Annotated in this window: 15 protein-coding genes; 6 read left to right on the top strand and 9 right to left on the bottom strand. The window is 65.6% G+C overall.

Features of this window, described 5'->3' with window-relative positions:
* Both ACH5AO_RS28625 and ACH5AO_RS28620 read right to left on the bottom strand, forming a co-directional pair.
* Positions 1 to 480, bottom strand: coding sequence for a hypothetical protein (locus ACH5AO_RS28625; RefSeq protein WP_398929590.1), 480 nt, complete (start codon positions 478 to 480; stop codon positions 1 to 3).
* Positions 477 to 1,970: a reverse transcriptase domain-containing protein gene (locus ACH5AO_RS28620; RefSeq protein WP_398929588.1), complete on the bottom strand. Its 1,494-nt coding sequence runs from the start codon at positions 1,968 to 1,970 to the stop codon at positions 477 to 479. Before ACH5AO_RS28620 ends, ACH5AO_RS28625 begins: the two co-directional genes overlap by 4 nt.
* 666 nt (positions 1,971 to 2,636) lie before the next feature.
* On the opposite strand from ACH5AO_RS28620, the gene ACH5AO_RS28615 reads away from it, so the two are divergent.
* The 3 genes from ACH5AO_RS28615 (at position 2,637) to ACH5AO_RS28605 (ending at position 5,425) form a co-directional block, all read left to right on the top strand.
* On the top strand, positions 2,637 to 3,326 hold the full coding sequence (locus ACH5AO_RS28615; RefSeq protein WP_398929587.1) for a hypothetical protein: 690 nt from the start codon (positions 2,637 to 2,639) through the stop codon (positions 3,324 to 3,326).
* A gap of 1,389 nt (positions 3,327 to 4,715) precedes the next feature.
* Positions 4,716 to 4,982 (top strand): hypothetical protein, encoded by a 267-nt coding sequence (locus ACH5AO_RS28610; RefSeq protein ID WP_193474364.1) that lies wholly within the window; start codon positions 4,716 to 4,718, stop codon positions 4,980 to 4,982.
* Entirely contained in the window at positions 4,979 to 5,425 is a 447-nt protein-coding gene (locus ACH5AO_RS28605) for a hypothetical protein (RefSeq protein ID WP_398929584.1), read from the top strand. Before ACH5AO_RS28610 ends, ACH5AO_RS28605 begins: the two co-directional genes overlap by 4 nt.
* Positions 5,426 to 5,578: 153 nt before the next feature.
* Here ACH5AO_RS28605 and ACH5AO_RS28600 read toward each other — a convergent pair whose 3' ends face one another.
* From ACH5AO_RS28600 to ACH5AO_RS28590, 3 genes are all read right to left on the bottom strand, one after another.
* Complete coding sequence (locus tag ACH5AO_RS28600; RefSeq protein WP_398929582.1) at positions 5,579 to 5,893, bottom strand: hypothetical protein; 315 nt, start codon at positions 5,891 to 5,893, stop codon at positions 5,579 to 5,581.
* 290 nt (positions 5,894 to 6,183) lie between these two features.
* Complete coding sequence (locus ACH5AO_RS28595) at positions 6,184 to 6,651, bottom strand: type II toxin-antitoxin system VapC family toxin (protein WP_398929580.1); 468 nt, start codon at positions 6,649 to 6,651, stop codon at positions 6,184 to 6,186.
* Positions 6,641 to 6,910 carry a type II toxin-antitoxin system Phd/YefM family antitoxin gene (locus ACH5AO_RS28590; protein ID WP_398929578.1) on the bottom strand — a complete coding sequence of 90 codons (270 nt, stop codon included), beginning with the start codon at positions 6,908 to 6,910 and terminating at the stop codon, positions 6,641 to 6,643. The genes ACH5AO_RS28595 and ACH5AO_RS28590 overlap by 11 nt, the downstream gene beginning before the upstream one ends.
* Positions 6,911 to 7,374: 464 nt before the next feature.
* Here ACH5AO_RS28590 and ACH5AO_RS28585 point away from each other — a divergent pair, with 464 nt between their 5' ends.
* Complete coding sequence (locus ACH5AO_RS28585; RefSeq protein ID WP_398929577.1) at positions 7,375 to 7,770, top strand: hypothetical protein; 396 nt, start codon at positions 7,375 to 7,377, stop codon at positions 7,768 to 7,770.
* A 26-nt stretch (positions 7,771 to 7,796) separates the two neighbouring features.
* On the opposite strand, the gene ACH5AO_RS28580 is transcribed toward ACH5AO_RS28585, so the two are convergent.
* On the bottom strand, positions 7,797 to 8,402 hold the full coding sequence (locus ACH5AO_RS28580; protein ID WP_398929575.1) for a tyrosine-type recombinase/integrase: 606 nt from the start codon (positions 8,400 to 8,402) through the stop codon (positions 7,797 to 7,799).
* A 388-nt stretch (positions 8,403 to 8,790) separates the two neighbouring features.
* Here ACH5AO_RS28580 and ACH5AO_RS28575 point away from each other — a divergent pair, with 388 nt between their 5' ends.
* Together ACH5AO_RS28575 and ACH5AO_RS28570 are read left to right on the top strand one after the other, a co-directional pair.
* Positions 8,791 to 9,234 (top strand): hypothetical protein, encoded by a 444-nt coding sequence (locus ACH5AO_RS28575; RefSeq protein WP_398929573.1) that lies wholly within the window; start codon positions 8,791 to 8,793, stop codon positions 9,232 to 9,234.
* Between the two features lie 381 nt (positions 9,235 to 9,615).
* Positions 9,616 to 10,116: a hypothetical protein gene (locus ACH5AO_RS28570; protein ID WP_398929571.1), complete on the top strand. Its 501-nt coding sequence runs from the start codon at positions 9,616 to 9,618 to the stop codon at positions 10,114 to 10,116.
* A gap of 429 nt (positions 10,117 to 10,545) precedes the next feature.
* Here ACH5AO_RS28570 and ACH5AO_RS28565 read toward each other — a convergent pair whose 3' ends face one another.
* The 3 genes from ACH5AO_RS28565 to ACH5AO_RS28555 form a co-directional block, all read right to left on the bottom strand.
* Positions 10,546 to 11,316 carry an SGNH hydrolase domain-containing protein gene (locus tag ACH5AO_RS28565; protein ID WP_398929569.1) on the bottom strand — a complete coding sequence of 257 codons (771 nt, stop codon included), beginning with the start codon at positions 11,314 to 11,316 and terminating at the stop codon, positions 10,546 to 10,548.
* 403 nt (positions 11,317 to 11,719) lie between these two features.
* Positions 11,720 to 12,586: a GyrI-like domain-containing protein gene (locus ACH5AO_RS28560; RefSeq protein ID WP_398929567.1), complete on the bottom strand. Its 867-nt coding sequence runs from the start codon at positions 12,584 to 12,586 to the stop codon at positions 11,720 to 11,722.
* A 33-nt stretch (positions 12,587 to 12,619) separates the two neighbouring features.
* Positions 12,620 to 13,441, bottom strand: coding sequence for a TetR/AcrR family transcriptional regulator (locus ACH5AO_RS28555; RefSeq protein ID WP_398929565.1), 822 nt, complete (start codon positions 13,439 to 13,441; stop codon positions 12,620 to 12,622).
* Between the last annotated feature and the right edge of the window lie 154 nt (positions 13,442 to 13,595).

Below are 13,595 nucleotides of genomic sequence, written 5' to 3'. Positions count from 1 at the left end.
CTAAGAAGCCAGACCTTGCCTAATTCGTTCACGAGCTATATTGAACGAACGGTTCGGCACGGGAACGTCGTTCTCGACGATCTGTGTGTAGGTAGCGCTATGCCTTCGGAGCATTTCTTCCGCCGCGTTGAATTCACCGCCCTCAGAAAGAAGACCTATCTCCAATCGGAGGCGATGCCGCAGTGCGGTGTACGAGCGAGCGGAAATTTGATAGTCGGCAGCCTTCTTGGTTGTCCCCAGGAATGAAGCGGTGGCAGCAACTGCTCCTGCCACTGCTGATACCGCACCCCAGAAATCTTGCTTGGTAGTCGCCGACATGAATCCCGACACGGCAGCAACGCATGCAGGAATGAACACCATAAAGCGTCCCCATAGTTCTGCCTGCTTTGCCGCCTCGAAGTATGCTTGAGCGCTGTAGAGGCAGTTTTCCTCAAGCCGCTCAAGCTCTCGCTTAACCGCAGTGAACTGGTCCGGGTTCATCTCATCTCTTCTCGTGATGTTGGCACCTTAGGGTTCTGTTCCAAGTATGCACAAAGCCATTTTAGGCCTGGAAAAGAATGGTGAACATCACGGCGATATCGCTCGGAAAGGTACGCGGATTCGTACAACGCTAGGAGGAGAGCTCTACGCATGGCTTCGCTAGGCTCTCGTTCGAATTCATGCCGAAGTAATTGAGATTCAGCTACCGAAGCACACCGACCGAGATAGCGGGCAGCGAATTCGCGAGGGAACTCCTCACGGTTCCTGTCATAGAGGATGTTCCAGGCGGCCTCCTTCATGTATTCACTTTCTTCGTTCATGCGAATGAAGTAGCGAAGGATCCGCTGCTCAATGTATGGATAGCTTGGACTCGCGGACGAATGCATGAAGTCAGTTAGTTTTCTCCGGATCTCCGGCAGGCGGTGCCCGCAAACTGCGAAGTAGGCGAAGATCTCCTTAGATACGTGTGCGATGTAGCGAAGGTTATTGAGGCACCAACTGACCGCGTAATCGTCGCCCTGTCTTCGCAACTTGTTCAACGCGTACTTCAGACGACGGATGTCGATCTCGGGTTCTTCGCAGATCTCATCAAAGTAATCCCGAATTTCGTGGACTACTTCGGGATCACCTACAAATACCGCGTGATCGATGGACGACTCGCGAGCATTTTTCAGACGGTCGTAAGCCGTATCGTAGTCTACGATGCCAGTCTTATGTCCCGCCATAGACAGCTTTCTGGCACGAAATATCTTGTTGACGTCCACGAGGACATCTCGTAGAGAGTTCCAGCTTTCATCGAAGACTGAAATGTCATCCGAGTAACGGAAGAAGGGAATTCGGTTGCGAGACAGAAACTGATCTACCGAAGCCAAGTAGGCGTTAGCCAGTATCCCAGAGGCGTCTGACCCCTGAGGTAGCCCCCAGGCGTGGTTGATGTTCTGGAACTTGCGGAGAAAGACGGAAACCCTACTCACTGCTAGTTCGTTGGAGACCATGATGCCGAGGTCTTCCGACAGCAACTCCACGTCGATATGCTCATAGAACGAGGAAACGTCAAGAGTCGCCATGTGAAATCTGTGATTGCGTTTCAATGTTCGTAGTGCATTGCGCCTCATGAGTTTCCATGAGTAGCTCCAGAATATTAGTGCGCCCGTCTTGTGGTTCCAGCGATAGCTGTATACAGACTGGTGCCTGTGCCGATCCACTTCTTCCGCAAGATCAAATACGAGGGAGTCGTAGATCAACCTATCCCTAGCCGAAAATCTCGCGAGAGGCCTCACAGATATCGCGTTCTTGGGGTAGTCGACGATCTCTGTGTGGCGAGGGCCGTAGTCGCCCTCCAGGATCGAGCGCTCTAACGCTTCGCGATACCCCTTATGCCACTGGTCTTGGACGTCAGCGTACAGAGCTACGTCGGGTATCTCTGAGAATTCTTGATCATCGACCAGCGCCTTAAGCGCAGTGTCAAGCCGTGCTGACAGATCTTCCACGGCTTCCCCTGTCCCCCATCCCCATCACCCCGCGCTGAAATGATAGGTGCACTTGCCCGTGTCGCGGGCCCAGTTGCAGCGGGCGAGCGTGGCGACGGCCGAGACGCCGGCTCTGCCGACGCAGCAATGGCAGTGACGGCAGTGCTGACGGCAACGACGGCGAACGGCAGCGGCACTCGGCGGCCCGACATGGTGGCGGCACGAGACGATCTGACCGACCCACCAAGGCGCGCCCGCATCTTCTAAGCGCCGGGTCACACCCCCGTGCTCGTCACGCCTGGTCGGGCTGGGCCGACCGGCCGGGTGAACCTTGGAGGCCTGCCGCTGCCGGAGCTGTTCCGCTGACATCCACCGCTGACATCAACGACCGCGGACGGCAGCGACAACCAGCAACCGCGTGCAGCACCGGTGCACGAGGCGAGCCCTCGCCGGATCAGGCGGAGAGCGAACTTGTAAGGCGGTGGTCACGTATCGAGGGTCAGACGGCAGTGACGGCAACGCTGACGGCAACGAGCGCGGACGCCGACAACACTCAGCAGCCTGTCCCTGCGGACCCGCTGGTCCAGCCTGCTGGGGTGTGCCCACATCTTCTAAGCGCTCGGCATAGGTTGAGTCCTTCCCTGCCAGCGGCTGCCCGTCACCGGTCCAGTCGTGGTACGAAGCAACATGCCCATCACGATGACCGTCAGAGGGTTCTCGATCCCCGGCGATGCCACCTGCATTGTGTGCCGGCAGGTCCACCCTGTCTGGCCCTCGGAGAACCTGATCCCTCGACTTCATGATCTGGATGAGGACCCTCATGCCTGGGGGATGGTTCTACGCATCTTGGCCGCAGCTGGTGATGGGTCTACCGACTGCAATCGACCGATGGCCTGGACTGCCGTTGAGCACTACCGGCGCATGAGTGTTCACCTCAGCGACCGTAAACGGCATAGGCATTGGGAACATCGGCGGGACGGCAAGTCCCCGCTGCTGATGCATGAGGCGATGATCTACCTCTTCCACTCCCTAACGCTGCTATGGGCCCACGTGGTGGCGGAGGCCCGCGGAGTCGGCTACGAGACGGTACTCGACAACTGGGTCATCGACGGCGCCAAGCAGCTCATCCGGGGGGTTCAGGAGGAGGCCATCAACGTAACGGCATCCACTCTCGCGCTCTGTGGTGCTGTGGCCAGTCCTGACGGCAGAAGCGCAGATGCAGGACTTCTTCACACGCAAGCGCGCGGCGCCGGGATTGATCTCGAAGAGATCAGCGCATACGTCCCGGGAAACGTCTACGACGCGGAGGTTGAACTACTGATGGCGGCGGCAAGCTTCTCGATCTACGCCGGAGCCCTGGTATCCCAGTTGGAGTAGTTGGCGCTTGGGGCGCAGTTCTATCGCTCTCGAGAGGTACACGTGGGAGGCCGGGGACGTGCGTTCAATCTGCCGTGGACAGGGCCGACTCACCCGGTCGCATACGTGGCGCCGACCAGCGGCGTTGCCGGAGACCGAAGGGCCCCACGGAGCCATGTGCAAGCACAGCCGCTCCACCAGTGCTGTGGGCCGGGAAGGTTCACGGGGTTTACTCGTTGTGCTGGTTGGGCAGAGAGCTCCATCCAGGTGGCTGAGGTGGCACCACCGGTTAAGATCTGCGGGCTGACTGAGCAGGAGAGGCAAAAGCTGCAGCAGATCGTACAGCGAGGCACTACAAGATCGAATTGCAGCTACTTCGTGCCGGCTACGCAATCGACTGGCCGACGAGCATCAATTCCGGAACCAGCCCGGGCTGGAGCAGCGGGGGTAACTCCCGTGCTGTGCAAGCCACACGGACAGGGGGGCACATGCCAAAGTGCACAGGCCGAGGATGCACAAATGAAGCGCGCCGGACACCCTACGTAGAAGGTGTCTACTGTCGGCCATGCGTTCGCGCGCTGCGAGAACCCCGCGAGTCTGACGCTTACCTCGAACAGGCACGTAAAGAAGCAAGCGCGGCCAGACGCCGGTTAGCCAAACGGCTCGCCGAGCAGGCTGCGGCACGCCGAGCTCGGCAGGGCCTGGCATTGAAACCCCCGGGGCCACTGCCGACGACGTCCCCCGGTTGGTGGGAGATCAACGACCGGTGGTGACACGGGCACCTGGACCACGAACGCAGAAGGTGGGCGATGTACGGCCGGAGCGAAGAGGCACGGAATCAGTTGGCCAGTGTCGGCTTACTGGCAGCGTGGTGGAGGCCAGTGGGGGTACAGCGAGGCACACGCGCCTGATCGGTCGGCGCACTCGCCGTCGTGGCTGGCTACCGTCGGCTGAGGTTCGTGCCACAACCGTGCCAGATGCAGGGGTCAGCCACGGTCAACACCGGTGTCCTGTGGTCGAGTAGCCGCTTGCTTCCTCGCCCAGCAAAGCCACAGCTCAGGCGCGAGGTTACCCCGCCTCTCTCCTAAAGCGGGTGTCGCAGGTTCGAATCCTGCCGGGGGCACAGCGAGAAGGGCCGGTTCGAGAGAGTTTTTCTCCGGGGCCGGCCCTTCGTCGTTTCGAGGACCGCGCAGGACGGCTGTCGCCACGTCGTCCGCGGGTACGCGCCCGAGCCATCGGGAGGAACGCCAGAGATCGCCCTTCGTCGATCACCCGGAGGACCTGATACCTCTGATCGCCTGGCGGTGACCTGGAGAGGCGGTGCCCTGAACGAGGATGACGACAGGGACTTCTGGGCTGGGCCGCGGAGAAAGTCAGGTCTCCTGACACAGACCGTGGCATACTTCAAGTATGGCAACTCGGAAGATCACCATCACCGTGCCGGAAGAGCTTGTCGAATCGATCAAGGAGCGTGTCGACGCACGAGGGGTGTCCGGCTACATCGCGGCCGCCGCCGCCCATCAGGACGCCATGGACCGGTTGCGCGAGCTGGCCGAACGCTTTGAGGAGGAGCACGGGCCGGTGACGGACGACGAGCAGCAGGCAGCGCTGGACCGCATCGCCGCCATCGACGGTTGGCATGACGAGCGGCGATCGCGCCCCGGTGCGGCCGCATGAGCCGCGCCGTCCGAGCGAAGCTGCACCAGCCACGACAACGCGTCTTCGTGTTCGACTCCGAGGCCCTTTCCAAGGCGATTCAAGGAGATCGGGAGATGGTCGCGCTGATCAAGGCGGCTCCGCGGCTCGACATCCCCATCGTCACCTCGGCCCTCACCACCTTGGAGGCATGGGATCCTCGCGAAACGTCGAGGCAGGCACTGTGGAACTGGACGCTGTCCCGGATCCGCATCGTGCATACGGACGACCGGGTGATCGCCACGGCACGGGACATGTTGAAGACCGCCGGTCTGCACGGGCACAAGTACGCCATCGATGCCGTTCTGGCAGCCGTGGCCGCACGGGAAGCCGAGCGGGCAGCCCAGGCGACCGTCTTCACCTCGGACACCGACGATCTGAACCAGCTTCTCGCAGGCCGCCCCGTACGGGTCGAGAAGGTCTGACGGGACACGTGCACCTCGCTCGGGTTGCTCGCCGGCTTCCGCCGGGCAACCCGCGCCTTCACCGGACGGCACCCACCGGCACGCATTCACCACGTGCGTGCCTCCCCGAGTCGGCTTCGCAGGACTGCACCACGGTGCGGGATCAGACGCTGTTCACTGCGTCCACACCCGCAGGAACTCTTCGGCCGGGATGGCCTCCAGCGGGTCCTCTTCAGGATTGATCGCCTGGTCTGTCAGGAAGCCGTGCTCGTCCTCCAGGTGCTCCCAGCCGTACCGGTGGAGTTGGCCGGCCGAAGTCAGCTCGGCTTGCTTGATCACGATCAACTCGCCGCGGTCGCGTACCGCCTCGATGTACCACAAGCCCCCCTCCTCGTCAGCGTGGCGGAAGTGATGCCGATGGGTGGCGGCTTCATCGAGTGCTCGGAAGTACACCACGGTCTCTGCCTTGATGCGCTCCAGGTCAACCACGGGACCATCGTGTCAGCGAGCGCACGCGGTGGTCCCGTTCTGACATCCACGAGTGACATCAACGGCGCCGGACGCCAGCACTCTCAGGCGGTCTGGCACGGCCGGCGTGGCCAGGCGGCTCCCGGGCAGTGCCATGAAGTGATCGAACTCCTGAAGCGGGTGTCGCAGGTTCGAATCCTGCCGGGGCACACGGCGCAGGGCCGGTTCGAAGGGCTTGATCCTTCGAACCGGCCCTGCGCCGTGATCACGTCCGTACCCCAGCGTGCTCCCACCGCACCAGTGCCCTGCCGTCAGCCTTCGTGGGGCACCCTCGGGCGGGTAACCGGCACGACGGTGAGGAGGTCGTCCAGCCCTTTGAAGTCGTCGGGGTTGGTGGTGAAGAGGGGGAGGTTCTCCGCCACGGCGATGGCAGCGATCATCAGATCGGCCACCCGGCGGCGCGGCTTGCGGCCGGCGCCGATCACTGCGGCACAGATACGGCCGTAGATGCGGGCCGCTTCGGCGTCGAAGGGGATGGGGTCGAACTCGTTCTCGGCGCGTTGCAGGACGTCGAGCCTGCGGGCGCGTTCGGCGTGTTCGTCGTAACTGCTCTGTTCGTCGTTGCGACGGACCTCGTGCGGACCGGCGGACAACTCGGCCAGGGTGATGGCGGTGATCGCCATTTCGTCCGGTAGCTCCTCGGGGGCCACCCAGCGGCGCAGAATCATGATGTTGGTGTCGAGGAGGCCCTGCTGATGCGTCGGGCGGTCAGCGGTCATAGGGATCGTCCGAGTAGGTGTCGGCCGTGGCGTCCTGGTCGGCGCGGAACCTGTCGAGGTCGATACCGGGAGCACTCTTGGACATCGCGGCGAACTCCTGGCGGGAGACGAACCGACGGCGTCGACGCAGCGGGACGAGCTGGCCGATCGGATGTCCGTCGCGGGTGACGGTGAACGACTGACCGCCCTGTACGGCATCCATGATCTCTCGGGACCGGCTGCGTAGATCCCGTTGGGTGATTTCGGGCTGAACGCTCATATCAACCAAGGTAGCACCGGGTGCTACCAGGTGACACATGGCGGTCGAAGGCTTGCGCCGACAGACCTTCGGCCGTAGCGGCCGGGTATGGCCTTCGCTGATCGATCCGCTGGAGCGACGGACCAAAAGGTCTTTGACATCCACGACTGACATCAACGACGCCGGACGGAGTCGTACCTCAGCACTCCTTTCCGATCGCCGTGCCAGTGAGCAATGGCGGCAGGGAGAGGAACGGATCGAACTCCCCAAGCGGGTGTCGCAGGTTCGAATCCTGCCGGGGGCACAGAGAGAAGGGCCAGCTCAGGAGGGTTTCCCTCCCAGGCTGGCCCTTCGTCGTGTTCGGGGTCGTGCCACACGCGTGCCACTAGAGTCCACGCGGAGTCCACATCCCCTGAGGGTCGTCCGATGGGTCGTATGAGCTGATCAGGGCCGTGGCCTGGTGTTCGCTGAACGAAGGGGGTCTCATGTCACGCGATGCAGCCGAAGCAGAGGCAGGGATGAAGGGGATCACGTTTCCTGCCTGGCACGGAAAGCACTATGTGACCCTGGCTGAGCTACTGGTTCGCCTCGGCAGCTTCGGTCTGGACCTGACGTGGCGTGTCGAATTCGACGAGATCGTCGATCCCCGCTGTGTCGAGATGGAGAGAAGGTCCGCCGACGCAGGTATGGACACGTTGACACTGTTGTCGTTGACGACCCCCTTCCTTCAGTTGGTCAACGCCGAAGCACGTGGGTTCGCTAAGGACAAGCTGGTGCTCGTCCTGACCGAATTCGACAGCTCCTTGTGGGATGTCAGGGCTGTCGACGAGCGCATACTCAGCGAACTTCGCCACCACTACCTGGGCGCCGAGGAACTCTGAACGGGGCGCTTCACTCCGGACGGCGCCTAGCCAGCGGCCTCTCCCCCACCCTCGCGGATCATGGCCCCGAGCCGATCAGCGATGGCCCGGTCACGGTTGCTGGTCATGTGCTGGTAGATCAGCGCCGCGCGCGAGCTGCTGTGCCCCATGCGCGTCATCAGCTCACAAGTGCTGGCGCCAGCTGTCGAGGCCAGCGTGTCGCCCGTGTGCCGCAGATCGTGGAAGTGCAGCTCGGCCGTGACGCCGGCGGCCTTCCGGGCCTTGACCCAGTCGTCCCGGAAGTTGCTCCGCCGGAGCTGCCCGCCCTGTGGCCCGACGAAGACGTGTCCGTCGCGGCCGGGAATGGAGAAGCGCTCCAGGTGGTGCGTTACCGCGTTGAGGAGCTCGGCCGGGAAGGAGACGGAGCGCACGCCGGCCGCGGATTTCGGTGCCTTGTCGAAGAGCCGGCCGTCCTGCAGTTCGGCCTGAGCACGGCGCACGGTGACGGTCAGCCCCTCCGGGTCGATGTCCCGGCGCCGCAGGGCCGCCAGTTCCCCGAACCGCAGGGTGGTGAAGGCCGCCAGGAGCACGAGTAGCCGGTAGCGCGGCGCGATGGAGCCGGCGACGGCGAAGACCCGTGTCTTCCGGATCAACGTCGAGGAAGACACTTCTGTGGTCACCGCTCCGAACAAGGTCGTCGACGACGTCCACCATCCCGGGGATGCCCCGGTCGCGGACGATCAGCTCATCCCAGGCGTAGAAGTACCTGCCACCGAGGCATTCACCGGTCTGTCGCCAATGGTCCATGGTCCGGAGCCCACGGCATCTGAACTGGTCGGAGCCGTGGGCTTCGTCAGGTCCGTGGGTCGGCGGAAGGGGCGGGAATCGGGGCGGCAGTCAGGCATGCCCCTTGTCGCTTCGTCGCAGCTCAGCACAGCGACCACCACCAACGAGACCCGAGCTTCCCCAGCTGAGGGCTTGGATGTCGGACCCGGTTGCTAACTTCCGCCCTATCAAGAAACGGACGGGAGATGAGGGCTGATGGGGGCTTCGGGGTGGGAGTACTACGTGCCGTACCAGGAGGACCTGAACGCTGCGCTTCAGCAGTTGCGGCGCGAGGTGTTCGAAGCTGGGGACTACTACTGGGTCAATGGCGGCGACTGGCGGCCGGAGGCGGAGCGGGAGCCGCGACCGCAGTCGCTGGAGGAACTGTGGGAGGACGAGTTGGTCCAAGAGACCGGCACACACTCGATCCTGGACGTCTTCCACGTCGTGGAGCCTGACGAGACCCCGGACTACAGCACCGTGGAACCTGTGACGGCTGAGGAAGCGCGTACGTTGCTGGGTACCGACAAGCTGACCCGTGCGCACGTCAAGGACTTCGACGTCTTCCCCCGGTCACGGTGGATCGGACGATGCGCGGTGCTGCACGACGACGAAGGCCACCCCCAAGAGATCTACTTCTGGGGCCACTCGGGCGACTAGCCGCAGGCTCAGCGCAGGAGCCGGCATCCCCGCCTGACATCGACGAGGGCATGCCCCAGCGCACCCGGACGCCCACCGGTGACGTGCGCGAGCGCGGACGCGGCCCTCGCAGGCGGTCGGTGATCGAACTCCTGAAGCGGGTGTCGCGGGTTCGGATCCTGCCGGGGGTATGGAGAGAAGGGCCGGCTGAGGAGGGGTTTCCTCCTGGGCCGGCTCTTGTCGTTCCGGATGCCGTGCCCCGGGCGTGTCACCGGCGTCCGCGCGGGAGCCGTATTTCCCGGCCGGGGCCGCCCATCCCGTCCTTGCGGATCCTGGTGCCGGGGAAATGGGCGGCGTCCCGGTGACGGTCTCGTCCCGCAAGCCGCTGTTACCCTCCGACGCGTGAAGGAAGACGACCGACGCCTGGCGAACTTCCGGGTCCACCTCGTCCCGGCCGTCCTGGCCCTGGCCAACCCTCCGTGGCAGCGGGACGTATGGCTGGACCCGTCGGCGTTCGAGAACCTGGACCATGTCTTCCACACGCTCTTCGACGACTTCTGCGACGCCGACAACCCCGAGAGCTACCTGGGCACCAGCCTGAGGACCCGGGAAGAGGTCGTCCTCATGCGGCAGCTCGGCGCCGCACTCAACGCGGCCACGGACGAAGCGCCCCATGACACCGACGAAGAACACCTCGCCTCGAGAGCGTGGCCCGAGGTCGTGGCGATCGCCGGACGCCTCGCACAGGTCATGGTCGCGAACGACCTGCAGGAGCTCGTCGCCCTGCACGCGTCCGAGCCGGCAGCCGATGGCGTGCTCTCCCGCACCGTGGAAGCCTCACCGCGAGCGCACCGGATCGAGCGGGAGACAGCGGGGAACCATCGCGAAGAGGGACCGGCCTGAGGAGACGGCGAGGGCACCGTTCGCCCGGTTCGGCGCGCTGTCGGACTCGTGCCGTACGGTCCGGCTCATGGTTGAGGGACCGACGAGCGCGAGCGGCTCTGCCTGTACGTCGACGAGGCTCTCACCGGGCGAGGAGTCGACGTCGCGGCCCTGACCGCCGGGCACGGACTCGGTCGGCACGAACTCACCGACCGATGGCGCGACGGGTGAGCAACCCGTCGTCGTGAGGGGTCGGGCTGCCGTGGGGCCGTCTCTCGACGTGAGGTCCCGGTTTCCGTCTCGTTCATCGGTGTGCGGGGAGGTTCGGGTGGGTTCCGCTCTCCATGCCGTGGGCCGTTCGTGTGTGGCAGGGGTTCGGGTGTCGCCCAGTCCCGGGGGCGGGGTGCGCGTGCCGTTCGCGTCCGGCGGTGGGGTGGGCGTCCGGTGTGTTCAGTCCGTGCCGAGGAGGCGGTCCAGTGCGGGGGCGAGGACCGGGGTGAGGGCCTCGGCGTAGGCCTCGGAGAGGTGGCTCTCGTCGCGGTGGACGGCGGTGTCGCCGACGACGACGGGGCAGATGCCGGTGCGGGGGGCGCAGACCCAGGAGCCGGGGTCGATGACCGAGGCGCCGGTCGCGGCGGCGGCGCCGCGGACGGCGGTGTGGCGGGTCGCGTCGTAGGTCGCGTCCGGCAGGTGGTTCGCGCAGGCGCGCAGGTGCAGGGAGTTCTTGGCGGCGCAGTCGACCGGGTCGCCCTTGGGCCACGGGGTGTCGAGCAGGACGGCGACGTGGGCGCCGGAGGTGCCGAGGTCCCGGAAGGTGTCCTCGAAGCCGGTGGTCCACTGCTGGAGGGGGTCGGCGGCGGGCCGGGCGGGGTCGCCCGCGTCCGAGGAGGAGACGACGACCAGTTCCGGACGCAGGGCGTCGATCTTCGCGACGGCGCGGGAACGCCAGGTGTCGCAGACCGTGTACGGCCCGTGGTCGTTGAGGATGGTCACGTCGGCGACTTTGCAGGAGGCCTTCGTCAGGGAGACCAGCTTCCATCCGCGCACCGTCGCGAGCCGCCGCAGGGCCGGGAACCACTGGGCCGCGTGGGAGTCGCCGAAGAGCACGACGGTCCGGGGGGTGACTTGCGCGCGGTGCGGATCTGCCGCTCGCCGGGACGGTACGGGCCTCGGTGAGCGTGGTGCTCGGCATCGGGGGGTGACTCCTCGTGTGACGGGCATGGACCGAGTACGCACTGTCCATCCGCCACCCGTGACTCACATGGCCATTTCCTCAACTCCACGAGAACTACGGCACTTTCCTGTGCCTCGCGCCTCGCGCCTCGCGCCTTCGTCCGTCCGTGCGCGACCGGGGCCGCGGAAACCGTCCGGCGCACGCGGGGGCGAGGCTGAAAAGGGAGGAAGAGGAGGGTGGGTGCCACGGCCTTGGACTCACAGTCCCGAGGCGGACCCGGGGACCTTTGTGCCCACCCCCCTTCACCGCGGACCTCAAGGAGGTCTCCGACCGGTCTCGACGAGCAAGCTGGCAAGAGGCACTGACATCGGACCTGTGACGGCGGCCGGCCGCCGGAATTCCCGTCGGGTCGAGGGCACGTGGAGGCACGACCGCGGTGTCCCCGTGGCTTCAGGCGCGCTCCCGTTCCACCGGGAGCCACAGTTCGGCGTCGGCCTCGGTCCCGTCCGGGGAGAGGGTGGTGCGCAGGATCTCGGGGCCGGGGCGGCCGCGGTACGGGTTGGACGGGAACCACTGGGTGAACACGTCCCGCCACAGCTCCTGGATGGCCTGCGGGGCCGGTCCGGAGGTGGTGAAGACCGCCCAGGTGCCGGCCGGGACGGAGAGCGCCGTGGTGCCCTCCGGGGCGGCCGCCGTCGTGATCACCCCGTGGTAGTAGTCGAGTTCGGTGCCCTCGGCGCGGCTCGGGTCCAGGTCGTCGCAGACCGCGACGATGCCCTGCGGCTCCTGGTCCGACAGCTTCTCCAGGCGTTCCAGGGTCCGCGGGTCGATCCCGCGGACGAAGTCGATGATCGCCCGGTTCGGTCCCGTGTGCACCAGTGGCACCCGGGCCCTGGGTCCGACGACGGTGAAGCCGGGCTTGTCCACTACGCGATAGCGCATGCTGCTGTTCCCTTCGACAGTGAGGCGGAAGGACAACCGGGGCTGGGAGACGAGTGCGGCGCCGGTGCGCCGGGCCTCGCCCGGCCCGATGCCGTGCATGGCGCGGAACGCCCGGGCGAACGCCTCGCCCGAGCCGTAGCCGTAGCGCACGGCGACCTCCAGCAGGGACTCCCGCCCGGCGAGCACCTCGGCGCCCGCGACCGTGAGCCGACGGCGTCGTACGTACTCCGACAGCGGCATGCCCGCGAGCGCGGAGAACATCCGGCGCAGGTGGTACTCCGAGGTGGCCGCGGTGCGGGCCAGCTCGGTCACGTCGATCCGCTGGTCGAGACGGCCCTCGATGTGCTCCAGGGTCTGGTTGAGACGCTCCAGCACTCCCGGTCTCCTTCCTCTTCCGCGCTCACCACGTTAGGGAGCGGCCCCCTTCCCCGACCCGACATCCTGTGCCCGATCGGATCGGTCCCGGACGAGGTCCTGGGCGAGGGCCGCGGAGCGGGACTCCTCCGTGGGGATGCGGCGGTGGATGTCCGCGTGGAGGTCGCGCATCGCCATGCGGAAGATCTCGGCCTGGTGGCCGTCCATGAAGGAGGTGTGGCCGAACACCTCCAGGACGACGAGGCCGTGCATGTGGCCCCATCCGCTCAGCATGAGCACGCTCGCGGGGGCCGGCAGCGCCTGCGCGCCGTCCGGTGGCAGGGCGTCCAGATGCGCCCGGAGCGGGGGTGAGAGCGTGTGGATGTCGGCGGCGGCGAGCTGCTCCTCGGTGAACCCGTCGAACAGCACGCGCTGGAAGACCTCGCTCATCCGGCGCATCGCGCGGGTGGTCGGGCCCTCGGCGGGTGCCGCGTAGTCGCGCAGCGGTGTCCCGTACAGGAGCTGGAACAGTTCGGGGTGGTCGATGGCCCAGCGGCGGTAGCCCTCGGCCGCGGTCACGAACCGCGGTACCGCCGGGTCGTCCGGCGCGGTGTCGACCGCGGCCCGTACGGCGTCGGCCAGGTCGTCGTACGCCTTGGTGATGAGCACCGTGACGAGGGCGTCCCGGTTCGGGAAGTAGTGGTAGAGCGCCTGGACGCTCATGCCGAGGCTCCGGGCGACCGCTCTCAGGGACAGGGCCGCGGGGCCGTGTTCGGCGATGTGGTGCTCGGCGGCGTCCACGATCTCCCGGGTGGCGACGGCCCGGCGGCGCTGGCGCAGTGTGAGCGGGGCCGTCAGGCGTTCGGCTGTGGGCATGGGGGGACTCTACGACGGAGGTCCGTGGCCTGTTCGGAAAATCTGACACTGTCAGAAAAAATTCCTTCTGCTCAACAAGTCGTCCTCTCGTTAACGTCGTTCACGGCGACGAGGAGTGCGACACACACCCGTCCGCACGGGGCGGGTGCCTCTG

Origin of the sequence: Streptomyces sp. NPDC018964, from assembly GCF_044390325.1 — a bacterium.
Lineage (GTDB): Bacteria > Actinomycetota > Actinomycetes > Streptomycetales > Streptomycetaceae > Streptomyces.
Note: the sequence above shows the minus strand (reverse complement) of the source record. Positions and strands in the feature narration are given on the sequence as shown.